Annotated in this window: 22 protein-coding genes; 14 read left to right on the plus strand and 8 right to left on the minus strand. The window is 67.7% G+C overall.

Annotated features, from left to right (window positions below; translation table 11 throughout):
* Positions 1-15: 15 nt before the first annotated feature.
* Genes ABD401_RS06635 through ABD401_RS06665 form a run of 7 tightly spaced genes read left to right on the plus strand, consistent with a single transcriptional unit; the run spans position 16 to position 6,245 of the window.
* Entirely contained in the window at positions 16-1,182 is a 1,167-nt protein-coding gene (locus ABD401_RS06635; protein WP_344602871.1) for a thiolase domain-containing protein, read from the plus strand.
* Positions 1,179-1,604: a Zn-ribbon domain-containing OB-fold protein gene (locus ABD401_RS06640; RefSeq protein WP_344602873.1), complete on the plus strand. Its 426-nt coding sequence runs from the start codon at positions 1,179-1,181 to the stop codon at positions 1,602-1,604. The genes ABD401_RS06635 and ABD401_RS06640 overlap by 4 nt, the downstream gene beginning before the upstream one ends.
* The gene (locus tag ABD401_RS06645) at positions 1,601-2,026 is read left to right on the plus strand and encodes an FAS1-like dehydratase domain-containing protein (protein WP_344602875.1); all 426 of its coding nucleotides are present in this window, start codon (positions 1,601-1,603) and stop codon (positions 2,024-2,026) included. The genes ABD401_RS06640 and ABD401_RS06645 overlap by 4 nt, the downstream gene beginning before the upstream one ends.
* Complete coding sequence (locus ABD401_RS06650) at positions 2,023-2,442, plus strand: MaoC family dehydratase (RefSeq protein ID WP_344602877.1); 420 nt, start codon at positions 2,023-2,025, stop codon at positions 2,440-2,442. Before ABD401_RS06645 ends, ABD401_RS06650 begins: the two co-directional genes overlap by 4 nt.
* Positions 2,439-3,692: an acetyl-CoA hydrolase/transferase family protein gene (locus ABD401_RS06655; protein WP_344602879.1), complete on the plus strand. Its 1,254-nt coding sequence runs from the start codon at positions 2,439-2,441 to the stop codon at positions 3,690-3,692. Before ABD401_RS06650 ends, ABD401_RS06655 begins: the two co-directional genes overlap by 4 nt.
* Positions 3,689-4,645: a phosphate acyltransferase gene (locus tag ABD401_RS06660; RefSeq protein ID WP_344602881.1), complete on the plus strand. Its 957-nt coding sequence runs from the start codon at positions 3,689-3,691 to the stop codon at positions 4,643-4,645. The genes ABD401_RS06655 and ABD401_RS06660 overlap by 4 nt, the downstream gene beginning before the upstream one ends.
* On the plus strand, positions 4,629-6,245 hold the full coding sequence (locus ABD401_RS06665; RefSeq protein ID WP_344602883.1) for a GMC family oxidoreductase: 1,617 nt from the start codon (positions 4,629-4,631) through the stop codon (positions 6,243-6,245). Before ABD401_RS06660 ends, ABD401_RS06665 begins: the two co-directional genes overlap by 17 nt.
* Here ABD401_RS06665 and ABD401_RS06670 read toward each other — a convergent pair.
* From ABD401_RS06670 to ABD401_RS06690, 5 genes are all read right to left on the minus strand, one after another.
* Entirely contained in the window at positions 6,242-7,885 is a 1,644-nt protein-coding gene (locus tag ABD401_RS06670) for a PEP-utilizing enzyme (protein WP_344602885.1), read from the minus strand. The two genes, ABD401_RS06665 and ABD401_RS06670, sit on opposite strands and share 4 nt — an antisense overlap.
* On the minus strand, positions 7,882-8,874 hold the full coding sequence (locus ABD401_RS06675) for a DUF7065 domain-containing protein (RefSeq protein ID WP_344602887.1): 993 nt from the start codon (positions 8,872-8,874) through the stop codon (positions 7,882-7,884). The genes ABD401_RS06670 and ABD401_RS06675 overlap by 4 nt, the downstream gene beginning before the upstream one ends.
* 3 nt (positions 8,875-8,877) lie before the next feature.
* Positions 8,878-9,720: a TetR/AcrR family transcriptional regulator gene (locus ABD401_RS06680; protein ID WP_344602889.1), complete on the minus strand. Its 843-nt coding sequence runs from the start codon at positions 9,718-9,720 to the stop codon at positions 8,878-8,880.
* Between the two features lie 129 nt (positions 9,721-9,849).
* Positions 9,850-10,371 (minus strand): PaaI family thioesterase, encoded by a 522-nt coding sequence (locus tag ABD401_RS06685; protein ID WP_344602891.1) that lies wholly within the window; start codon positions 10,369-10,371, stop codon positions 9,850-9,852.
* 92 nt (positions 10,372-10,463) lie between these two features.
* Positions 10,464-11,234 carry an SDR family oxidoreductase gene (locus ABD401_RS06690; RefSeq protein WP_344602893.1) on the minus strand — a complete coding sequence of 257 codons (771 nt, stop codon included), beginning with the start codon at positions 11,232-11,234 and terminating at the stop codon, positions 10,464-10,466.
* Positions 11,235-11,321: 87 nt separating this feature from the next.
* On the opposite strand from ABD401_RS06690, the gene ABD401_RS06695 reads away from it, so the two are divergent.
* The 3 genes from ABD401_RS06695 to ABD401_RS06705 are packed head-to-tail and all read left to right on the plus strand — an operon-like array spanning position 11,322 to position 14,275.
* On the plus strand, positions 11,322-11,837 hold the full coding sequence (locus tag ABD401_RS06695; RefSeq protein WP_344602895.1) for a DoxX family protein: 516 nt from the start codon (positions 11,322-11,324) through the stop codon (positions 11,835-11,837).
* A gap of 52 nt (positions 11,838-11,889) precedes the next feature.
* Positions 11,890-13,449, plus strand: coding sequence for an aldehyde dehydrogenase family protein (locus tag ABD401_RS06700; RefSeq protein WP_344602897.1), 1,560 nt, complete (start codon positions 11,890-11,892; stop codon positions 13,447-13,449).
* 55 nt (positions 13,450-13,504) lie between these two features.
* Positions 13,505-14,275, plus strand: a complete 771-nt coding sequence (locus ABD401_RS06705; RefSeq protein WP_425566078.1) for an enoyl-CoA hydratase/isomerase family protein — start codon at positions 13,505-13,507, stop codon at positions 14,273-14,275.
* Between the two features lie 715 nt (positions 14,276-14,990).
* Here ABD401_RS06705 and ABD401_RS06710 read toward each other — a convergent pair.
* The 3 genes from ABD401_RS06710 to ABD401_RS06720 all read right to left on the minus strand — a co-directional run bounded on the left by ABD401_RS06710 (position 14,991) and on the right by ABD401_RS06720 (position 17,862).
* Entirely contained in the window at positions 14,991-16,133 is a 1,143-nt protein-coding gene (locus ABD401_RS06710) for a thiolase family protein (protein ID WP_344602901.1), read from the minus strand.
* Between the two features lie 177 nt (positions 16,134-16,310).
* Positions 16,311-17,012, minus strand: a complete 702-nt coding sequence (locus tag ABD401_RS06715) for an ABC transporter ATP-binding protein (protein WP_344602903.1) — start codon at positions 17,010-17,012, stop codon at positions 16,311-16,313.
* 31 nt (positions 17,013-17,043) lie between these two features.
* Positions 17,044-17,862, minus strand: a complete 819-nt coding sequence (locus tag ABD401_RS06720) for an ABC transporter ATP-binding protein (RefSeq protein ID WP_344602905.1) — start codon at positions 17,860-17,862, stop codon at positions 17,044-17,046.
* Between the two features lie 114 nt (positions 17,863-17,976).
* On the opposite strand from ABD401_RS06720, the gene ABD401_RS06725 reads away from it, so the two are divergent.
* The 4 genes from ABD401_RS06725 to ABD401_RS06740 all read left to right on the plus strand — a co-directional run.
* Positions 17,977-19,422: a hypothetical protein gene (locus ABD401_RS06725; RefSeq protein ID WP_344602907.1), complete on the plus strand. Its 1,446-nt coding sequence runs from the start codon at positions 17,977-17,979 to the stop codon at positions 19,420-19,422.
* On the plus strand, positions 19,410-19,724 hold the full coding sequence (locus ABD401_RS06730) for a hypothetical protein (protein ID WP_344602909.1): 315 nt from the start codon (positions 19,410-19,412) through the stop codon (positions 19,722-19,724). Before ABD401_RS06725 ends, ABD401_RS06730 begins: the two co-directional genes overlap by 13 nt.
* The gene (locus ABD401_RS06735; protein ID WP_344602911.1) at positions 19,711-20,355 is read left to right on the plus strand and encodes a hypothetical protein; all 645 of its coding nucleotides are present in this window, start codon (positions 19,711-19,713) and stop codon (positions 20,353-20,355) included. Before ABD401_RS06730 ends, ABD401_RS06735 begins: the two co-directional genes overlap by 14 nt.
* The coding region (locus ABD401_RS06740) for a branched-chain amino acid ABC transporter permease (protein ID WP_344602913.1) at positions 20,352-22,219 on the plus strand (1,868 nt) is incomplete at its 3' end. The genes ABD401_RS06735 and ABD401_RS06740, both read left to right, overlap by 4 nt.

A 22,219-nucleotide genomic window follows, 5' to 3' on the forward strand; every position in this document is an offset into this window, starting at 1 on the left:
ATCTCCAGAGGACGTATGAGTATCAAACGCAAGGCCTACATCGCCGGGGCGTACGAGCACCCAGGCCGCGAACTGCCCGACACGTCAATCCCGCAGATCCATGCCGAGGTGGCGATCGGGGCCCTCGCGGATGCCGGGCTCTCGCTGTCCGACGTCGACGGATACTTCAGTGGCGGAGACGCCCCTGGGCTCGGCGGACTGGCGATGGCCGACTACCTGGGACTGCGCGTCCGCTACATGGACTCGTCCGACATGGGCGGGTCGGTCTACCTCTCACATGTCGGCCACGCCGCGGCGGCCATCGCCGCGGGTAAGTGCAACGTCGCCTTGGTGACGCTCGGGGGGCGACCGCGTACCACCAAGCTCCGGGCACCGGGTCAGCTCATGGGTTCGCCGCCCGAGAGCGACTACGAGCCGATCTTCGGCATGAACGTCAGCGCGGTCTACGCGATGGCCGCCGCGCGGCACATGCATGAGTTCGGAACGACCAGTGAGCAGTTGGCCGAGATCAAGGTTGCCGCGTCGGTGCATGCTCAGTACAACGAGCACGCCCTGCTCCGGAACGTAGTCACCGTCGCGGACGTCGTGAACTCCCCGTTCGTCAGCAGTCCCCTTCACCGGCTGGACTGCTGTGTGGTCACCGACGGCGGTGGCGCCCTCGTGCTCGTCAGCCCGGAGATCGCTCGTCGGCTCGACCGGCATTGCGTCGCAGTCCTCGGGCACGGCGAGGCGATCGAGCACACGGCCGGCGGTTTTCAGGACATCACTGTCACCGGTGCCGTTCGGTCCGGGGCTGACGCCTTCGCCGAGGCGGGCGTCAGGCCCGGCGACATCGACTACGCGGGCATCTACGACTCCTTCACCATCACCGTGCTGCTCGCGCTCGAGGATCTGGGCTTCTGCGCCAAGGGCGAGGGAGGCAAGTTCGTCCTCGACGGGGCGTTGCACGCGCCGCACGGACGCCTGCCCTTCAACACCGACGGTGGGTCTTTGTGCAACAACCACCCGGCGAATCGGGGCGGGATGACCAAGATCATCGAAGCGGTGCGGCAGCTTCGGGGTGAGGCGCACCCCGCCGTCCAGGTGCCGAACTGCGAACTCGCGCTAGCGCATGGCACCGGTGGTTGGTTGTCGACGCGGATGGGCAATGCGACGCTCGTTCTGGGCCGGGAGGACGCATGACGGTCGAATCGCAGTCGCTTCCGGCGCCGGCGCCGGAGGTCACGCCAGAGGGAGCTCCGTTCTGGGCAGCGACCGCCGACGGCCGTCTCACGCTTCAGCAGTGCGCTGCGTGCGGCCGTCACGTGTGGTACCCGCGTTACGTCTGTCCGCACTGCCACTCGACGCAGCTCGAGTGGGTCGAGGCGTCTGGACGCGGCACGGTCTACAGCTTCACGCTGACCACCCGGGGGATCCTCGACTACGCCGGTTGCGGGCCGTACGTGCTTGCGTTGGTCGAGCTGGCGGAGGGTCCGAAGATGATGACCAATCTCGTGGGGGTCGACACGTCGACGCTGTCGATCGGTGACGAGGTGCAGGTGGTCTTCGCGGACACCGGCCAAGGCAACGCGCTGCCCCGATTCCGGCCGTTGGCTGAGCCGTGACCTTCGTGCGGTTCCCGGTGGAAGAAGGTCACGTCCTGGCCTTTGCGCGATCGATCGATGAAACCCCGCCCCGCGTGGGGGAGATCGTTCCGCCGACCTTCACCGCCTGCTCGACGCAGCAGGACCCGCGTCATATGCGAGGGCTGCAACCGGTGGGGGTGCTCGCCGCCGCCGCCGAGGCAGGTGGGGACGTTCTACAGGCGGAACAGCACTTCGAGTACCTGCAGCCGGTCCGCGTCGGGGACGTCCTGACGGTGACGGAATCGCCGGGGCGATCCTGGACGAAGGCGGGGCGGAACGGTGAAGCCCTGCAGTTCTTCGAGGTCTTGCGCGAGTACTCGAACCCGATCGGCGACGTCGTCGTCCGCTCGCTCACCACGCTGGTGCGAGTCGGCACGGACGAAGGCGAATCGGCAGGATGAACGTGCCGAGGGTCGGCGACACGTCGGAGCTCGTGGTCTGCGAGGAGCTCACCAGGACGCGGATCGTGCAGTTCGCCGCGGCTTCGGGCGAACTCAGTCCGGTGCACATCGACGAGGAGGCCGCGCAGGCACTCGGTCACCCGACCGTCATGGGCCACGGAATGATGACGCTGGCGATGGCGGCCCGGGTGATCACCTGCTGGTTCGGTGCTGACGCGCTGAGGACGTTGAGCGCCCGCTTCACGGCTCCGGTGTGGCCGGGTGACTGCTTGTCGAGCCGTGCGGTCGTCACATCGGTGGAGACCGTTGGTGCTCTGACCCTGGTCGGTCTCGCGTTGGAGGCGACCAACGGTCGGGGAATTCGGGTCCTCGCCGGTCAAGCCGGCGTCGCGATCGACCGGTCCCAGGGCGCATGACCGCACTACGCACGAGTTCGATTTCGGACGCAATCAGCCGCCTGCCGCGGGGTGCGCATGTCGTCGCGGCGCCCGGCATGGGCGCACCCAGCACGCTGGTCGCAGAGATCGGCCGACGCGCGGACGATCAGGGTTGGACCCTGAGTTCGGGCTTGTTCCTCGACGAGTACCCGTTTCTCGACGCGGTGGTCGAGGGTCGACTCTCCTATCGCACCTGGCACGTCATGCCGCCGGTCCGAAAGGCCGTTGCTGCGGGACTCGTGGAATACCTGCCCGTGCGGGCATCCCGGCTCGCGCACCTCCTTAGCCGATGGAGCCCGGACGTCGCCCTGGTGCGCGTCGGACCGCCGGACCCGCGGGGCTACTGCTCGCTCGGAGCGTCGGCCGGCTACGGTCGTCCGGCTGTGCGCAATGCGCGGATCGTGATCGCGGAGGTCGATCCTTCGGTGCCCCGAACGTTCGGGGAGACGATGCTGCATCATTCCGAGATCGACATCCTCGTCGAGTCGGCCACACCGGTGCCCTTGTATCGTGCCGCGGTCGGCGACGAGCTCACGCGGCTCATCGCCCAGCACGTCCGTACGCTGCTGCCGCGCGAGCTAACTTTGCAGATCGGTGTCGGCGGAGTCCCGGAGTCGCTGATCAGATCACTCGGCGAGGATCCGAGCGGGATCGACTCGATGCGTATCGTGGGCATGGCGACCGACGACATGGTCGATCTCTTCGCATCAGGACTGCTTCGGCACTCCGACGTCGTGCCTGAGCCGGCGATCCTCAGCCCGGACATGATGGCGACTCAACGTCTCCTGGAGTTCGCGCATCAGAACCCGTCGATCGGGATGTACTCGTCCGCGGTCGCTCACGACCCGTACTCGCTCGGCCGACGCGAACGGTTCTACTCGGTGAACACCGCCTTGGAGGTCGACCTCTCCGGCAATGTGAACAGCGAGGTGATGCGGGGGGAGCAGTTGTCGGGCCCGGGTGGCTCGCTGGACTACGTGGACGCGGCCACGCGGTCGTGCGGTGGCCGGAGAATCATCGCGCTGCCGTCGACGACCTCCGACGGTTCGCGTTCGCGAATCGTTCCCCGGCTGGACCATGTCACCATTCCACGATCCATGACTGATGTGGTCGTCACCGAGTACGGCGTTGCTGAGCTGGAAGGGCGATCGTTGGCCGAGCGGGCACGGCTGCTGATCGAGATCGCGCATCCGGACCAGCGCAGCTTGCTCGCGGAGACTCTGCGATGACGCTGTCAGCGGCTCTGCGAGCACGAGTGGTCGGCAACGGCGCAAGGATCGTCTTCTGCGAGACGGAGGACGCCCGAATTCGCGCGGCGGCCGCCGAACTGCGCCGTCAGCAGCTCGCGGTCCCGGTTCTATTGGACCGCCAAATGGCGACGGAAGTTCGATACGACCTCGGGCCGCGTTACGAGGAGTTGCGAGCACACCGAGGCGTGAGCGCGGAGCAGGCCCGTGCCGAGCTCCGGGACGAGTTGCTGCTCTCGGCGCTGATGGTGCGGTTCGGTCTGGCCGAGGGTGCAGTAGCCGGTGCGGTCGCGACAACGGCCGCCACTCTTCGCGCAGCGATCCGTGGGATCGGTGCCGCACCCGGGATCTCCACGATCTCGAGTTGCATGCTCGTGGAGTGTCCGGTCGTCGATCGAACCCTGGTCTTTGCGGATTGTGGAGTCGTGCCCGATCCCACCGTGGAGCAGCTGGCAGACATCGCGATTGCTGCCGCGCAGAGCGCGTCACAGCTGTTGGGCGTGGCACCGAAGGTGGCGCTGCTGTGCTTCTCGACAAGGGGTTCGTCGTCCCACCCACACGTCGACAAGGTGGTCGCTGCCACCCGGCTGGCCGCCAGTCGGCGCCCGGATCTGGCCGTCGACGGCGAGCTGCAGGTGGACGCCGCCCTCGACCCGGACGTTGCGGCCCGAAAGGCGCCGGACAGCCCGGTCGCCGGCAACGCCAACGTGCTCGTGTTCCCCGACCTCAACGCCGCCAACATCGGGTACAAGCTGGTCACGAGATTGGGCGGAGCCAGCGCGGTCGGGCCGATTCTGCAGGGCCTGCGGCTCCCGATGAACGACCTCTCCCGGGGCGCAAGTGTGGACGAAATCGTGGACCTGGCCTGCGTCACGGCCGGCCAGGTTCAGGCCGTACAAATGGATGAGTGGAGTCGTCATGGTCGCCATCGCTGAAGCCGCGCGGTTCGAGTACGTGGTCGTCGGAGGCGGCTCCGGGGGCGCAGTCGTTGCGAGCCGGCTCGCGGAGGCCGGTGCGCGGGTCCTCCTGCTCGAGGCGGGCCGCAACGACCGCGGGCGGCCGGAGATTCTCGTGCCGGCCGGCGTCGGCGTCGCCTACGAGAAGCACAATTGGAAGTACCCGGCGGAGCCCGACCCGTCGCGAGCGAACCGCCCCGAAGCGTGGATGGCCGGGCGCGTGATGGGCGGTGGCGGGTCGATCAACTCCTGCGTCTTCGTACGGGGCAATCGTGCGGATTACGACGGCTGGGCCGCCGCCGGTTGCAAGGGCTGGGATTACGAATCCGTACTGCCGGCCTTCAAGCGAATGGAGACGTGGGAAGGCGGTGCCGATGCCTACCGCGGCGGCGCCGGACCCATCTCGGTGGTCACGCAGACGAACCGCGGACAGGCCAACCGCGCCTTCGTCGAAGCGGCGAAGCAAGCTGGCTACCGCGAGACGCCGGACTACAACGGCGCCTGCCAGGACGGCATCGCGTTCGCGCAGGTCAACCATCGGCGCGGAACCCGCTCATCGGCGTCGCGCGAGTACGTCAAGCGCGTCGCTCCCAAGGGCAATCTGACAGTCCGGACTCGGGCCCGCGCACTGCGCGTTCTGCTGGAGGGCAAGCGGGCGATCGGCGTCGAGTACCAGCACGACGGTCACCTCCGGCAGGTGCGAGTGTCCCAGGAGGTCATCCTGGCTGCGGGAACTATGGGTACCCCGAAGCTGCTGATGCTTTCCGGGATTGGTCCCGCTGCAGATCTGCGCGGCCATTCGATCGACGTCGTGCACGACCTTCCGGGCGTCGGCTCCAATCTGCACGAGCACGCGTACCTGATGCAGCGCTACTTCTCGACGATTCACACGCTCAACAAACCCCGAATCAGCGACATCCTCGGTGGTATCCGCGACTACGTGGTCAGCGGCAGCGGGATGCTGGCGCTCACCATGGTGCAGGTGCAGGTGATGGCGAAGACCGATCCCGCCCTGTCGGCGCCGGACGTGCAGTTGCAGTTCACACCAATCGCCATCACCCGAGACGTGGACGAGAACGGCATGTTCAACGTGCAGCCGGCCAAGGAGGAAGGGTTCCTCGCCTCGTCGACCTTCCTGCACACGCGTTATCGAGGTCGCATCAGCCTGCGCAGCGCCGACCCGAAGGCGCCACCGCGGATCGAGATGCAGCTGCTGGGGAACCCGGATGACCTGCGCGACACCCTGCGAGGTCTCCGGATGGTCCAGGAGATCATGGCGCAGCCGGCGATGCAGGAGATCACCCGAGGTCACATGCCCCCGGAGTCGGAATGCCGAACCGAAGCCGACTGGGAGGCTTACGCGCGCGCGGCTGCCGTGCCCTCGTACCACCCGGTTGGGTCCTGCCGGATGGGGATCGACGATCTCGCGGTCGTGGACCCGGAACTTCGGGTCCACGGCGTCGACAATCTGCGAGTCGCTGACGCCTCCGTCATGCCGGCGGTCACGACGGGCAACACCAACGCTCCTACGATGATGGTCGGGGAGCGGGCGGCTGACTTCATACTCGGCAGGGGCTAGGTCTCGGCGCCGCCGTCAGCGGCGCGCCGGAGCAATTCCACCCGCCCGCTCCCGCCGTCGACGCGGACGATGTCGCCGGTGCGGAGGGACCGAGTTCCGGTCTGGGTGTTGACCACGCAGGGCACCCCGAGTTCGCGGGCCACGATCGCGGCATGGCTGAGGGCGCCGCCGATGTCGACCACCAGAGCGCCCGAGATGAACATGACGGACGCCCAGCTGGGATCGGTGACCGGCGCGACCAGGATCTCGCCCGGTTCGATGTCGTCGGCGCCAGGGTCGGTGACAACTCGAACGCGACCTTCAGCCACGCCTGGACTCGCGGCGACGCCTTCGACGACCGCACCGGTGATCTCGACGGACGTTTGCTTCGGGTGCGGCTCCGGATTGCCCAGCCAGGCGGGGGGCAACTCGAGGGTCTCGTAGTAGGCGCGGCGTTCGCGGCGCCTGGCGACCAGCTCGCGGGCGTCTCGCGGTGGCCGGACCACCTCGTCAAGGGTCAGGTAGAAGACGTCGTCGATCGTGTCGAGCAAGTCGTCGTCAACCATCAGCTCTCCCAGCCGTCGGGCCGCCGCCCGCGCCATGTCGAGCGACTGCAGGAAGGCGGCCTTGCCGACGCCCCGCATCGGGATGATGCCGGCGGCGAGACGAAGAACGAGGCGCGCGCGCAGTCGCCGGAAAGGAGGCATCGACCGGAGGAGAGCTGCTTCGAGCTCGTGACGTTCCTGTCGTTTGCGGGCCTCGACGAGGGAGGGGTCGGCCGACGCCGGCTTCGTCCGGTAGCCGTCCAGCAGTCTGCGCAGGCCGCTGTCGTCCTCGCGCCACACTCGGCCGGAGATCTCGCCCTCGTTGGGACCGTGGTACCCGTGACGGCGGACGACCTCGTCGACGGACAGCCGACCTCGGGAGGCGGCCCACATGTCGGCGACCATGGCACTCTCGGCGTGGGCGCCGTAGCCGCTCATGAACGAAGTCACTCGATCGGGCCCGACCAGTCTGGACAGCTGGTCGTAGACCGGCTGGGTGGCGCACAACACGTGCAGGCCATGCTCGGCGACGATCCGGTCGAATCGGCGGTGCGCCTCCAGAAGCTGCGTGATCGCCTCTGGCCGCGTCAGATCGGACGTGCGCGCGATGTTCTCCTCCCACCAGGCCTGCGTTTCCGCCGCCAACGTTCGAACGCGGCGATTGATGGTGGCGAAGGTGATCGGGAATCGCAGTGCGATCGCGAGGTAGCGTCGGCGAGTGGGTCGGCTGGTCAGTTGCTCGGGCATGGCGCCGACCACTTGTTCGGCCACCGCGGCCCCGCTGGTCCCGGGCAGGCGGTCGCCCACACTCACCAGGAAGTTGACCTTGCCGGCGACGCGGCCGTAGAAGACGTTCGCCACTCGGTCCTGCGGGTTGGCGGGACATGTCGCCTCGGCCTTCGTCAGAGCTCCCATGCTGGCGAAGGCGCCGCGTGTGGCGCGGTCCGCGGTCGGGCCCCAGAAGGTCCATCCGAGCGGAGTCATCACGCCCGGCATCGCTTCGCCGAAGTTGCCGGTGCTCCAGTAGTCGCCCGGCTCACTGACAGTGTGCAGCGGGTCCCAGTCCTCCGGTCCCAGCCGGAGTGAGGCCAGCTCCCGGGCGTTGTCAGCGCTCACCTGTACGTCCGCTTCTCGACGGGGATCGAGCGCAGAAACTTGCGCGCCTGGATGCCCGGGAACCACTCGATGGCTTCGCCGTACTGAACAGAGCCGTCGTCGAGCGTCCACTCGCACAGCGACCAGAACTGCAGGTAGCGCGCCCACGGCACCCACTTCAGGACGTTCTTGCAGCGTCCCTCGGCCCGTACGGTTCGACCGAGTTCGTCAATTCCCTCGATCGCCAGTCGCCATGGCACGCCGTCCGCACGACGCTCCAGAACGGTGCGCGAACCTTGCACGATGTTCGCGACCTTGCCATCACGCTGGATCCACCCCGTGATGGCCTTCTCCGTCGTGCCCGTAATGGGGTCGGTGTCACGGGGAAGGTCGCTCGCGTTGTACATCTGCAGCGCAAAACCCTTGCCGTCGTTGAACCACGGGAAGTCGCCCCGAGGATTGTCCTTGTAAAGGCGCGGGCCCCAGGAGTGATCGCGGTTCGAGCCGCAGTCGACGGCGATCTCCTCGTTGTTCACCTCAACGGTTCCAGTGATCCGTCCGCCCTGTTCGTAATGGTGCGGTCCCCATTCCTCGGAGCCGTCGGGGAAACCGGAGTTGGCCACGTCCATCGTGGCGTCGAAGCGGAGATCGAAGCGGACGCCGTCGCGGTCGTACTGCAGGGAAAAGGCCTTGAGTGGCTCGAGGCAGGACACCGAGAGCCCGTTCGGTGTCGTGTAATCGAACATCTCGGTGTCGGATTGCAGGTCCAACGGCGCGAACTCGTGCCAGTCGTGGTAGATGCAGTCCCACATGTTCTCGCCGCTGGGGTCCCACAGGGCGACCCCGGTCATCGAAAAGTTCATGTTGGGCCGGTGGTTCATGTAGACGAATCCGCTGAGGTCGCGTTCCGCGACGTAAAACGGAAACCACGCGCTCTCGTTCCAGAACGGATCGGCCGACATGGTGTCGCGGTGGAAGTAGTCGTCCGAGGGCTGAACGTGAGTGACCATGCGTCAGACTCCGGGGGTCGAGGGACGGGATTCGGCAGCGGTGAGACGTTCCGCGCATTGGGCCAGCGCGTGTTCTGCGCGTGCAGCGCGACGTTCAGCGGCCACCACTCGTTCGTGGAGTTCGAGGAGTAGTTGGGCCGTGACGGGCGCGTCGGTGGGGAGCGGTGCCGTGGCGGAAGTCGCCGGGCTGACGCCGTGCAGGATCAGCTCGACCATGGCTTGCCGCATCTTGTCCGGTGTGGTGTGGACCGCGCTGGTGGGGAGCATCGGGTCCAGCAGTGCGACCCCCATCACCATGCCCAGGACGACGACGTTCGTGGTGGCGGGATCGACGTGGAGTCCGCGCCGGGCGCCTTCCAGTTCGAGTTGCGGAACGAGCTGTTGGAGGATCTGTCCGATCTCTGACGGCCAGGAGTCCTCGGCGTCCTGGGCGCTCGAGACCTCGCCGGTACCGGCGGTGAGGTCTGATCGTCCCTGCACCAAGGCCATGGTGAGCTCCGCGTGGTCGCGGAGCAGTCGATACAACGGACCGACAAAGTCCTCAATCAGCTGACTCAATGGCGCGGGGTTGGAGATCTGTTCGCTCCAGGTGGCGAGGTAGTTGTTGATCACCTCGCCGAACGGGAGGAGAACGGCGGCGCGGTAGAGGCCCGCCTTAGACCCGAATCGTCGGTACACCGTTGGTTCATGGACACCGGCTCGGGCGGCGATCTGGCGGGTGGTGGTGTGGGCGTACCCCTGGGTCGCGAAGAGATGCCGAGCGGACTCCAGAAGGAGCTGCTCGACCTCCGCGGCAGTGCGGCGCCGCGCGCCGGTGGTCGACCCCGACCGGCCCTGCTTCGGCATTCGGACTCGCTTTGTCGCTCTGTCGGCTGATGAGGCAGAGGCTAGCGGCAGCTATCGAATTAGGCCAGCATTCCTGAAGAAAGCGTACACAGTAAGGTCATCCTGCGTTAGCGAGTGCTAGTCAGTGACCTAGTCGCAGATCAGGTTCGGTGTGACGAAAAGTCCGTGGGCCTCGGCCAGGACATCGCCAGAGGTGGCTCGAAGGTCTCCCCGTACATGAATCTTCCGGCGTTCGACGTGCTCGACCCAGGCCTGTGCTTCGAGGGGCGCGCCGACGGGCGTCAAGCGGCGGTAGTCGACGTGGAGGAACGCGGTGCGCACGGGGTACTGAGCGCCGCGTCGTGTCGCCAAGTGTCCGAGTACATCGTCGAAGAGCAGCGGAAGCATGCCGCCGTGCGTGGCTGCGGCACCCCCGAGGTGGGCTCGGCGGAACGTCACCCACCCGTGGGAACGGTCGCGCTCCGCCAGATCCTCGACGAACGGGGCCAGCAACGGGTGGCCCCGGCCCGGAAGGTCCGGCCGGCGACCGGCCGGGGACTCGGACTCGTCGGTGCGGTACGCCTCCAGTGAAGCGCTCACATCCCGCAGGGCGGCGGCGGCGGCCTGGACGAGGTGGTCCGGTGCGTTCAGGCAGGCAATGGTGTCGAGCAAGTGATGGGCCGCAGCGAGCAGCGGCCCATACTCGGGTCCACCCGGTACGCGCTCCGCGTCGTCCGCGGGTGGTGCGGAGCGCGCGTCGGCGCTCACTTCAGTCCGAAGCGCTGTGCGCCGTCGATCCGGATCGTCTCGCCGTTCACATAGTCGTTGCCGACCAGGAAGGACACCAGATCGGCGTACTCGTCGGCGCGGCCCATGCGCTTGGGAAAGGGCACGTGCTTGCCCCACGCCTCCTGGGCGGAGTCCTCGTCGAGTTGGAATGCCGGTGTGTAGAACGTGCCCGGTGCCACGGTCACGACACGGATCCCGGTGGCGGAGAGGTCTCGTGCCGCCACCAGCCCCAGACCGACCACGCCGCCCTTGGCGGCGCTGTAGTCGGCCTGGCCGACCTGTCCCTCGAATGCGGCAATGCTGGCGGTGTTCACGATCAGGCCGCGGACTCCGGAGTCCATGGGGTCGTGCGCGGCCATCGCGGCGGCGGCCTGCCGAAGCAGGTTGAAGGTCCCGGAGAGGTAGATCCGGAGCGTTCGGTCGAACAGCTCCTGGGGCATGGGGGATCCGTCGCGTGCCAGGATCCGCTGCTGGGCGACCGGGCCGGCGTGCGCGCACACCGAGACTCGGAGCTCACCCAACTCCTGGGCGGCCGCGACGGCAGCGGCGACAGAGGCTTCGTCGGTCACGTCCGTGCGGACGAACACTGCCTGATCCCCGAGGTCGGCGGCGAGCTTCGCTCCTCGGTCCTCGGCGAGGTCCGCGATCACCACCCGGGCTCCGTCGGCGACAAGCCGGCGGACCGTTGCTTCGCCGAGCCCGCCGGCGCCACCGGAGACGATGGCCGCTTTACCTTGAATCTGCATGGGACCCCCGAAGCAGGAACGGTTGTGGGCTAGTCGAATCTAAACCATAATCGAATACGACCGGTAGACCTGCATCCGAGGACATGCATGACTGAGACCGACCTGGCGGCGCTGCTGCTGCGGGGCACATTGGGAACCGTGATGGTCGCCCACGGCTGGAACCATCTCTTCGGTGCCGGCGGGGTCGCAGGAACGGCGCGATGGTTCGGCAGCATGGGCCTGCGGCCGCCTCGGGTGCAGGCGCTGGCGAGCGGCATCACGGAGATCGGCGTCGGCGTCTGTCTGTTGCTGGGCCTCCTGACGACATTTCAGTGCGCCGCCGTCGTCGGTGTCATGCTGGTCGCAGGCGTCACCGCGCACCGTCGAAACGGCTTCTTCATCTTCCGTCCCGGGCAGGGCTGGGAGTACGTGGCGGTGCTTGCGCTAGCCGCCGCCACGCTCGCCGTGCTCGGCGCGGGCGACCTCGCGGCGGATCGGGTCATCGGCATCGGGGACGACCTCGACGGCGGTCTCGGCCTCGGCCTGTCCATCGGCCTCGGCAGCGTCGGCGCCGGAGGTCTGCTGCTCACCTGCTGGCGTCCGTTGCCGCAGTCTCCGGGCTGATCTCCGCCCGCTCCGTGTTCTGCCCCCGAAGCCCGTTGGAGAAGAGAAGTCGATGACCGCGCCGACGCAGGAACACCGTCCGAACCGAGTCGCCCCCCGAATCGACGTCTATTGCCCGGCCGACGGCCGTCTGGTGGGCAGCGTGCCCGATCTCGGCGCTGCCGGCGTCGCAGCGGCGGCGGCCGAACTGCGTGCCGCGCAACCGGCGTGGGAGGACCTGGGTCCGGACGGCCGCGCCAAGCACATGCGGAACTTCCTGGACTGGATTCTCGACAACGAGAAGCGACTCGTCGGGATCATGCAGGAGGAGACCGGCAAGTCCTGGGGGGACGCCGGGCTTGAGGTCGCCATGTGTGTGGACCTCATCAACTACTACACCTCCCACGCCAAGGAGTTCCTGGCGGACCGGGACATCAAGTCATGGGGCGCGGCCGGCATGACGAAGAACCTGCGCGTCTTCGTCCGGCCGTATCAGCTCGTCGGCATGATCACGCCGTGGAACGGCCCGCTGGGTGGGCCCATGCTCGATGGCGTCGCGGCCCTGATGGCGGGCGCGGCCGTCCTGTTCAAGCCGTCGGAGGTCACGCCGCTCACGTGGACCGAAGCGACACGAGGGTGGTTGGAGGACATCTCCGCGCCCCCGGTCATGGCGAACGTGACCGGAGGGCCTGAGACCGGAGCGGCCGTCGTCGAGAACGTGGACATGATCATGTTCACCGGTTCGACGCGGACGGGTCGTCGTATCGCCGCGCGGGCTGGGGAGAGGCTGATCCCCTGCAGCCTTGAGCTCGGTGGCAAGGACGCCATGGTCGTGCTCGCGGACGCTGACCTCGATCGGGCCAGCAGTGCGGCTGCGTGGGGATCGATGTGGAACTCAGGGCAGATCTGCATCTCCGTGGAACGGGTGTACGTGGAAGCACCGGTCTACGACGAGTTCGTGACCAAGGTGACCGAAAAGGTGCGCTCCCTTCGCCAGGGAATGGATCCGGACGAGAGCTTCAGCTCAGACATCGGAGCGATGGCTACGGAGAATCAGCTCAGTATCGTCGAGCGGCATGTTCAGGATGCGCTTGCGAAAGGGGCCAGGGCACTCACCGGGGGCAAGCGCGCCGCGCACGGCCTGTTCTTCGAGCCGACGGTACTGGTGGACGTAGACCACTCGATGGCGTGCATGCGTGAGGAGACGTTCGGGCCGACGATGCCGATCATGAAGGTCGCCGACGAGGACGAGGCGATTCGGCTGGCCAACGACTCCGAGTACGGCCTGTCCGCCAGCGTCTGGACCAAGGACCGCGTGCGCGGCGATCGAGTGGCGCGGCGTCTCGAGGCGGGCGCCGTCAACATCAACAACGTCATGATCAGCACCTTCCAGTTGCCGCTCCCCATGAGCGGGTGGAAGACCTCGGGCGTCGGCAGCCGCTCGGGCGGCGCTGCCGGGATGCTGAAGTACTGCCGGCAGAAATCGGTGGTGTCCGAGAAGGTGCACCTGAAGGCCGAGCCGCACTGGTACCCGTACAAGCCGGGGGCCAGCAAGTTGCAGGCGCGGATGGTTCGCCTGCTCGGTGCCCACGACTGGCGCCGGCGGCTGGGGCTGAGCCCGCGCAGCAGGTAGCGACTGCCGGCCGGGGACTTCGCAGTCGGTTTCCGAAGCGAGTTGGAGGTTTGGCGTGGCGCGGGAAGACGTCGTGCGTTACGACGTGCGTAACGGAGTGGCCTGGGTGACGATCGACCGCCCCGAGGCGCGCAACGCGTTGAACAAGGACGTACGACGAGGTCTTTTCGACGCGGTAGGCCGGTTCAACGTCGACGACTCAGCCAAGGTCATGGTGTTGACGGGTGCGGGTGACAAGGCGTTCTGCGCCGGTGGCGATCTCAAGGAGATGGCCGACACCGCTTTGCGCGTCCCACCGCCGGATTTCCTTCCGCAGTTCGGTCGCAACGTCCAGATCGACAAGCCCACGATCGCCGCAGTCAACGGCGTGGCCTTCGCCGGTGGGTTCCTGCTCGCGCAGAACTGCGATCTCGTCCTCGCGGCGGAGTCGGCGCGCTTCGCGGTCACCGAGGTCAAGGTTGGTCGCGGATCGCCCTGGGCCGCGCCGCTGTCCTGGCTGGTGCCGCCGCGCGTGGCGATGGAGATCCTGTTGACCGGTGATCCGCTGAGTGCGCAGCGGGCTTACGAAGTTGGCCTGGTCAACGCGGTGGTGCCGGACAGCGAACTCGCCGAGGCCGCGCAGAACCTCGGCGAACGAATCGCGGCCAATGCACCGCTGTCCGTTCAGGCGTCCAAGCGAACGGTGTACCTGTCAGCACAACACGCGATGCGGGATGCCTTCGACGAAGCTGAGCGGATCTGGGAACCCGTCTACCTCAGCAACGACGCCCAGGAAGGTCCTGCTGCCTTCCGTGACAAGCGCCCCCCGCGGTGGACAGGCGCCTGAGGTGCTGATCCGCGGCATGGCGGACAGGTCTGCCGGGTGGATGCCAGCATGGCCAGGAGGGCTCCCATGACGTTAAGTCTGACGTTGAACTGACGTGTGTAGGGAGATTTCTGAGCTCTGTGGAGGTTCGGTCTGAGGTCGTCGCACGCTCGGGAGGCGAGGTGCGGTGACCGTCGGCCGCCTTGTAATCGAAAGGTTGCCGGTTCAAGTCCGGCCGCCGGCTCTTCTGACCAGCGGAAACGCGCGGTCATCGCCGTTTTGCGACATCGATGACGTTAAGAACGTTAACCGTCATCATCGAGTGGTTCGGTTCACTCCGGACGCCTGTGGACGACTCTGCTCGCATCGGGGCCTGCTGTCTGCGAAAGCTGTCGATGAGTGACGTGGTAGTGCACGGGGTTCTGGCCGGCCCAGCTCGAACGACCGCTGAGCAGCACGGCTAGATCACGCCTTGCGGCGTTTGGCATTGGACCTCGACCCAGCGCAACTGTGATCGATAGCGGCCAGCGAGCCGGCCCCACGAGCGAGGCGGGTAGGACGCAAGCCCTTTCACTTTGGCGGTGCTTCAGGGTCGAGACGCGACGGAGCGTTTGTCGAGCCCCTCCCGGGCCACCGCGGCCATCCAAGCGTTGCGCGCACGCTCCACCACACCCGACAAAACCGATCACGACGAGCCGGAGCACCCACTCAGCGGCTTACCGAGGGATTTGAGTAGCTAGATCAACTCGAGAATCGTTGCGTTGGCCTGGCCTCCGCCCTCACACATTGTCTGAAGTCCGTAGCGAATGCCGTTGTCCCGCATGTGATGGATCAGGGTCGTCATGATCCGTGCACCGGATCCGCCCAGCGGATGCCCGATGGCGATGGCGCCGCCCAGTGGATTCAGCATCGTGTCGTCGAGGGGGAACTCAGCGAGCCACGCCATCGGCACCGGCGCGAACGCCTCGTTGACCTCGAACGCGCCGATCTCGGCGAGTGACAGACCCGACTTGCGCAGAGCTTTAGCCGTCGCCGGGATCGGAGCGGTCAGCATGAGCACCGGGTCTGCGCCGGCGAGAACGGCAGTGTGGACCCGCGCGATCGGCGACAACCCCAGAGATGCGGCCTTCGCCGACGTCATCATCAACAGGCCTGCTGCGCCGTCGGACATCTGAGACGAGTTGCCCGCGGTGACGATGCTGTTGTCGCTGTCGAGGACGGTCTTGAGCCCCGCGAGACCCTCGACGGTGGAGTCCCGCATGCCTTCGTCCCGCGCCACGACGGATCCGTCCGCAAGCGTCACCGGTGCCACCTGAGAATCGAACCGGCCCTCCGCCCACGCTGCGGCGGCACGTTCGTGGGACGAGACGGAGAACTCGTCCGCTGCCGTGCGCGAGATCCCCCACTTCCGGGCAACCATCTCCGCGCCCACGATCTGGTTGGGCGTCGTGCCGACGCGGGCGGCGTAGAGCGGCCCGAGGGGATCCTTGCCCTGGGCGGAGGACCCCATCGGCACGCGCGACATCGACTCAACCCCGCCCGCGACGACAACGTCGTAGTGCCCCGCAATCAATCCGGCCGCGGCAAAGTGCACCGATTGCTGCGAGGACCCGCACTGCCGATCGACGGTCACCCCGGTCACTTCCTCGGGCAACCCCGCGGCGAGAACCGCGTTACGTGCGAGGTCCCACGTCTGCTCGCCGGCCTGCGCGACAACACCCCACACGACGTCATCGACCAGGGCCGGGTCCAGTCCCGTCCGTGAAACTAAAGACGTGAGCACGTGGGCCGACAGGTCCACCGGGTGCACCCCGGAGAGCCCGCCGTTCCGTTTGCCGACCGGTGTCCGGACAGCGTCGACAATAACGGCGTCTCGCATGACAACTCCTGAGGGTAATAGTCGTAAGAGTTAACTGATTCGGGCAAAATCCGGGCCGGCCAGGCCGACGGCGACGTTCGACGGGCCTGGGCGCGGTGGCCTCGGAGTGCGAGACGAGTGAGTCGCTATTGCCCTGCTGAGCCGATGCCGCCCGCCGTTCCCGGTTCGGGTCGAGGTTCAGTGGCCGACGTCCACGCCGACGTACTCGGCGAAGACGTCGGCGCCGTCGAGTTCGCTGGGCTGGCCGACGAAGGCGACCTCGCCCTTGTTGAGCAGGTAGACGTAGTCGGCGACCTCGAGGGCGCGGGTGACGTACTGCTCGACCAGGAGCAGGGAGGAGCCCTGGTCGCGAAGGAGGGCGAGGAACTCGAAGATCTCGTCGACGATCTTGGGTGCGAGACCCATCGAGACCTCGTCGAGCAGGGCGACCTTCGGGTTCTGCACGTAGGTGCGGGCCAGGGCCACCATCTGCTGCTCGCCGCCGGACATCGTGCCGCAGGCCTGGTTGATGCGCTCGCCGAGGCGGGGGAAGGCGGAGCAGGCCTTCTCGATCGACTCCTTCTCCTTGCCGGCCGGCGACTGGAGGATGAGATTCTCACGCACCGTCAGGTTGGGGAAGATGCCGCGTCCCTCGGGCACGTGACAGATCCCGCGCTTGACGAGTTGGTGCGGAGCCTTGCGGGTGACGTCCTCGCCGTCGAGGACCAGTCGGCCCTCGGTGGCGTGGATCAGCCCGGACGCGAGCCGCAGCAGCGTCGTCTTACCCGCGCCGTTCGCGCCGAGCAACGCCACGACCGAACCGGGCGGGACGACGAGGTCGACCCCGCGCAGGACGGTGGTGCCGGCGTACCCGGCGTGGACACCCTGAAGCTCGAACATGTCCTCTGACCTGCCTTCTCAGACTTGCTTCTCAGACTTCCGCCGGGTCGAAATTCTCGTCGAGGGACTCCTCGACCGCCTCGCTGCCGAGGTAGGCCGCGCGCACCAGGTCGGAGGTGCCGACCTCACGCGCGGTGCCGTCGAAGATGGGCTTGCCGAAGTCGAGGACGTGGATGTAGTCGCAGGTGGACATGACCAGCGCCATGTCGTGCTCGACGATCAGGATGCCGACGCCGCGCTCCGCGACCAGCGAGCGCAGGATCTCCCCGAACCGCTTGGTCTCGGTCTTGTCCAGACCCGAGGACGGCTCGTCGAGCAGCATGACCTGGAAGCCGCCGGCCATGCAGCGGGCGAGTTCGACCAGACGCCGCTGACCGGTCGAGAGGTCCGCGGGGCGACGGTCGATCAGGTTCGTGATGCCGCACGCCTCGATCGCCTCGTCGACGGCGGCGGCCACGACACCGGCGTCGGAGCGCCGGCCCAGGATGTGCCGCCACGGCTTCGAGCCCGCGAGCCCGGCCTCCCGCCCGAGGGAGACGTTGTCCCGCACCGTGAGCGAGTCGAACAGTTCCATGCGCTGGAACGTGCGGCCCAGACCCTTCTGCGCGCGGTGGTGCGGGGTCGAACCGGTGACGTCCTCCCCGAAGAGATGGACGGTTCCCGAGGTCGGCCGGAGCAGGCCGGTGCAGGCGTTGAAGGTCGTCGTCTTGCCGGCACCGTTCGGTCCGATCAGGCCCGTGATCCGGCCCTTCGGGGCGTCCAGGCTGATCCGATCCACGGCCAGGTGACCGCCGTACCGGACCGACACCTCACGCACCGCGAGGCCGTCGGTGATGTCCGGACTAGCCATTCCGCCTCCTCCCATCCGTGGCTCAGCCTTGCATAGGTTTATTGAGTTAGATAGTTTATCTGTAAATCGGATCACATTCGCCAGGCCACGGCGGCACAGGATGAGGAGCGGCCGATGCGGCGCAGGAACACCCAGACACGACGGCTTCTCCGGCTGGGTACCGCACTGATCGCAGCAGCCGCCCTGATGGGCCCGGTTCTCGCCTGGGTGCCGACGGCGGATGCGGATGTGAACTCGTACTACGCCGCGAGCGCACGGTCGGTGGCCGTGGACGTCTACTTCACGAACCAGACGATCCCCGCCGGGGTCAAGCCGGAGGGCGGTGGGCCGCAGACCGACGTCGCGCAGTCCTCGCTCGACAAGGGCGATGCGAACGCCTCGTTCCCGTACCTCGGTGACTACGTGCCGACCGCCCCGGGTGTGGTGTCGGGTCTGTTCGGGATCCCGGTGCCGCCGTACCCGCTGACGGCGTCCTCGACCTACGGCCAAGCCCCGGCACGAGTCAGCTATCCCGGGATCGAGCTCTCGGCGACGAGCCGTTCGACGTCGACGGTGGCGGAGGGGATCGTCGGGTCCACCGGATCTGGCGCCGTGTCACATTCGGAGGTGGACGAGAGTCCGGACGGCAACGTCGTCGCCAGCGCGACGGCGTCGTCCCCGTTGACGATGCTGGGTCCGCTGGTGAGCCTGAAGGGCTTCGACTCGGCGGTTTCGGTGGTGGCGGACGCCAACGGCACGCTGACCCGGACCTCGAACTTCACGATCGACGAGATCTCGGTGCCGGGTCTGGTGCTGCGGATTCCGGAGCAGACGCCGAGTTCGTACCCGGTTCCGTTCCCGTTCCCGATCCCCGGGGTCCCGGCCCCGGACCCGATCCCGGCGCCGCCGCTGCCGGTCCCGAACGGCGGGACCACCCTGGTCGAGCCCCGGATCGGATTCATCAACGGCTACTTCGTCGTCACCCACCCCTTCGAGGGTGAGGCGCAGAAGTACGCGGTCCCCGCGGACGCTGTCGTGCAGGCGTTCAAGGCCCAGGGCGTCACGCTGGCCTACACCGCCCCGCAGGAGACCAAGAACGGCATCCAGGGCGGCGTCTTCTCGATCCAGTACACGATGCCCGCCCCGCCGGAGAACCCGTTCTACTCGGGCGAGACCCCGGCCACGTTCATCATCGGGGACACGCAGGCCGCGGTCAGTCGCGCGCCCGAGACTGCGGGCGGTCCTGAGGGCGGGCTGGATGCCCTGCCCGGCGGCCTGCCGGGAGCTCTGCCGAACGACCTGTCCGGGGGCGGAATCGCGGGGACGCCGGGCGCCGTGGACGCGGCCGGCCTCGGGATCCTTCCGTCCACGTCGGGAGGGGTGCCGACGGTGGACCTGAACCCCCAGGCGGCTGACGGCATTTCCGGGACAGGCGCTGCGCTGGTGGCGGCGGGGTTGCCCGCCTTCCTGTCCAGCGACTTCTCGGCCATCTATCTGGCCCTGGTCGGTCTCACGCTCGTCGGGCTGCTGGCTGCGGCGGTCCTCGGTGCCAAGGGAGTGTCGGCGCGATGGAATTCCTGAACCTGGTTCGGTCCCAGTGGGACCGCACGATCGCGATCGCGTGCGCGCTGGCCGGTGCGGTGTCCCTGTTGATCGGGTGGATCGGCACGTCGGGGACCGAGCATGTGGCCGAGCAGTTGCCCTACATCGTCTCGGCCGGTCTGACCGGGGTGTTCCTGCTCGGGGTCGCGGCGGTGCTGTGGATCACCGCGGACCTGCGGGACGAGTGGCGTGAGCTGCGCCGGGTCGGGAACCTGCTCGAGCGCGAACTCGGTGCTCGGGAGCTGGAAGCGCGTGGTGCGGGCGCCCATGTCCGCAGTTGAGTTCACCGACCTCACCGACCCTGCCGCCGCGGCCGACGAGCCGACCCAGCGGACGGCGACGGCGGCACCGTCGAGCGCGCGCCGCCGGCGGCGGTATCTGCGTGAGCCGGTGCCGTGGCGTCGTTCGGACCTGACCCGGGCGGTGGTGCTCGCGGTGCTCGGTGCGGCGATCGGGGTGTGGTCCTGGATCGGTGTGAGTGGCGAGGTTCGCCTGCGTGAGCAGGAAGTGTGGGTCGCGGTGGCGTGCTTCGGGGCGGCCGTGGCCGCCTGCGGAGCCGTCTACTTCCTGACCGTCGCCTCCCGTGAGGTCCGCCTCGGGCAGCGTCAGCTGATGTTCGACCTCGCCGACGTGATGGGCTGGTCGGTGACGGTCACCAAGCGCGGCCGGCTGCAGCTGCACGCCGCCGACGAGCCTGAGGGGACCACGATCGAGTCGGCGGCCGAGGAGTCGCTCGCGCTGGTGGTCGGCCCGGGCATGACGATCGTCCACCGCACGCACTGCCCGATCGCCCGCGGCAAGGCCGTGACGGAGATCAGCGCCGCGGACGCGGTCGCGCGTGGATTCGGTGAGTGCGGGGTCTGCCGCAGCAGTCTCGCCGGTGAGCTGCACGGGGAGGTGCCGGTCGCATGAACGAGTACCTGCCTTATCTGATTTTCGGTGTGGTCACGGGTTCGGTGTACGGCATCTGCGCCATGGGTCTGGTGCTGACGTACAAGACCTCGGGCGTGTTCAACTTCGGTCACGGCGCGGTCTGCGCGCTCTCGGCGTACGCGTTCTTCGACCTGCGTCAGCAGCAGGGGATGGCGTGGCCGCTGGCGGCGTTCCTGGTCGTGTTCGTGATCGGCCCGCTGGTGGGTCTGGTGATGGAGCGGCTGGCCGCGGGTCTGGCGCCGGTCTCCACGGCCTACAAGATCGTCGGCACGGTCGGTCTGCTGGTGTTCATCCAGGCGCTCATCGTCCTGCGCTACACCGGCCAGGGTCGCCGGTTCGACTACTTCCTCCCGCAGGACGAGGCTTTCTCCATCTCCGGCGTGGGCGTGACGGTGGATCAGTGCATCACCGTCGGCATCGGCGCCGCGGCCGCGGTCGGGTTGTTCGCGTTCTTCCGCTACACCCGCCTCGGGACCGCGATCCGCGGCGTGGTCGATGACCCGCAGCTGCTGGACATGACCGGTGAGTCCCCGACCCGGGTGCGCCGCACGGCGTGGGTGATCGGGTCGATCTTCGCCTCCGCCTCCGGCATCCTGTTCGCCTCCACCCAGCAGCAGGTCGACGTCAACGTCCTCGCGGTCCTGATCGTGCAGGCCTTCGGCGCCGCGACGATCGCCCTGTTCCGCAACCTGCCGATGTGCTTCGTCGGTGGTGTGATCGTGGCGCTGGCCCAGAAGCTGGTGTCCAAGGACCTGTCGACCTCCTCCGAGCAGCTCGCCGGTCTGGACCTCACGGTGCCGTTCATCGTGCTGTTCATCGGTCTGCTGGTGATCCCGCGCCGGCACCTGGTCGAGGTCGGCCGGCAGGTCAAGCCCCGCGCCGCCAAGGAGAGCCGGGTCTCCCTGCGCGACCGGCGGATCATCCTCGGCGTCGTGCTGGCCGCGGCGCTGACCGTCCCCGCGTTCTCGGGCACGCACCAGATCGCCTGGAACGTCGCGCTGACTCAGGTCGGGCTGTTCATGTCCCTGCACCTGCTGGTCCGCATCTCCGGCCAGATCTCCCTCGGGCAGATCGGGTTCGCCGCCATCGGTGCCTCCACCTTCGCGCACATGCTGGGCCGGGGCATGCCCTGGCCGCTCGCGCTGGGAGTCGCCGGTCTGATCTGCGTGCCGGTCTCGCTCGTGATCGCCGTCCCCGCGATCCGCCTGTCGGGGCTCTACCTCGGCCTCGCGACCCTGGGCTTCGGCATCGTGCTCAACCAGTTCTTCTACGCGAAGGACTACATGTTCGGGTTCGGCTCGGTCGACACCGAGCGGCCCGGGTTCTGGGACATGGACACCTCCGAAGCCCACTACTACTACCTGCTGCTCGCCATCGCGGCCGCCTGCGTGGCCTTGGTGCTCTGGATCGAGCGCTCCCGCCTGGGCCGGCTCCTGCGCGGGATGGCCGATGCCCCGGTCGCGCTGTCCACCCTGGGGTTGGCGGTGAACATCTCCCGCACGATCGTGTTCTGCATCGCCGGGTTCCTCGCCGGGATCTCCGGGGCCCTGTATGCCTCGATGTTCGGCTCGGTCAGCGCCGAGAGCTACTTCTTCGTCCAGTCCCTGATCGTGCTCGCCGTCCTCGCGATCTCCGGCCGCCGCACCGTCGTCGCCGCGATCGTCGCCCCGATCCTGCTCTACGTCGTGCCGAACTACATCACCAACGAAGACTTCTTCCAGTGCCTGCAGATGTTCTTCGGCCTCGCCGCGATCGCCGCCGCCATCGGATCCCAAGGCGCCTTCGACCGCTGGTACGCCGCCACCGCGGCACGTCACTCCTCCCGTCGCACCGGCCCGGCCTC

The organism is Sporichthya brevicatena (genome assembly GCF_039525035.1).
Classification (GTDB): domain Bacteria; phylum Actinomycetota; class Actinomycetes; order Sporichthyales; family Sporichthyaceae; genus Sporichthya; species Sporichthya brevicatena.

Excerpts from the sequence above, each read along its gene's own strand:
- ABD401_RS06730 (WP_344602909.1), top strand. The coding sequence starts at position 19,410 with ATGGAATTCCTGAACCTGGTTCGGTCCCAGTGGGACCGCACGATCGCG.
- ABD401_RS06720 (WP_344602905.1), bottom strand. The coding sequence starts at position 17,862 with ATGGCTAGTCCGGACATCACCGACGGCCTCGCGGTGCGTGAGGTGTCG.
- ABD401_RS06660 (WP_344602881.1), top strand. The coding sequence starts at position 3,689 with ATGACGCTGTCAGCGGCTCTGCGAGCACGAGTGGTCGGCAACGGCGCA.
- ABD401_RS06725 (WP_344602907.1), top strand. The coding sequence starts at position 17,977 with ATGCGGCGCAGGAACACCCAGACACGACGGCTTCTCCGGCTGGGTACC.
- ABD401_RS06735 (WP_344602911.1), top strand. The coding sequence starts at position 19,711 with ATGTCCGCAGTTGAGTTCACCGACCTCACCGACCCTGCCGCCGCGGCC.
- ABD401_RS06690 (WP_344602893.1), bottom strand. The coding sequence starts at position 11,234 with ATGCAGATTCAAGGTAAAGCGGCCATCGTCTCCGGTGGCGCCGGCGGG.
- ABD401_RS06640 (WP_344602873.1), top strand. The coding sequence starts at position 1,179 with ATGACGGTCGAATCGCAGTCGCTTCCGGCGCCGGCGCCGGAGGTCACG.
- ABD401_RS06710 (WP_344602901.1), bottom strand. The coding sequence starts at position 16,133 with ATGCGAGACGCCGTTATTGTCGACGCTGTCCGGACACCGGTCGGCAAA.
- ABD401_RS06675 (WP_344602887.1), bottom strand. The coding sequence starts at position 8,874 with ATGGTCACTCACGTTCAGCCCTCGGACGACTACTTCCACCGCGACACC.
- ABD401_RS06715 (WP_344602903.1), bottom strand. The coding sequence starts at position 17,012 with ATGTTCGAGCTTCAGGGTGTCCACGCCGGGTACGCCGGCACCACCGTC.
- ABD401_RS06655 (WP_344602879.1), top strand. The coding sequence starts at position 2,439 with ATGACCGCACTACGCACGAGTTCGATTTCGGACGCAATCAGCCGCCTG.
- ABD401_RS06695 (WP_344602895.1), top strand. The coding sequence starts at position 11,322 with ATGACTGAGACCGACCTGGCGGCGCTGCTGCTGCGGGGCACATTGGGA.
- ABD401_RS06650 (WP_344602877.1), top strand. The coding sequence starts at position 2,023 with ATGAACGTGCCGAGGGTCGGCGACACGTCGGAGCTCGTGGTCTGCGAG.
- ABD401_RS06680 (WP_344602889.1), bottom strand. The coding sequence starts at position 9,720 with ATGCCGAAGCAGGGCCGGTCGGGGTCGACCACCGGCGCGCGGCGCCGC.
- ABD401_RS06635 (WP_344602871.1), top strand. The coding sequence starts at position 16 with ATGAGTATCAAACGCAAGGCCTACATCGCCGGGGCGTACGAGCACCCA.
- ABD401_RS06700 (WP_344602897.1), top strand. The coding sequence starts at position 11,890 with ATGACCGCGCCGACGCAGGAACACCGTCCGAACCGAGTCGCCCCCCGA.
- ABD401_RS06665 (WP_344602883.1), top strand. The coding sequence starts at position 4,629 with ATGGTCGCCATCGCTGAAGCCGCGCGGTTCGAGTACGTGGTCGTCGGA.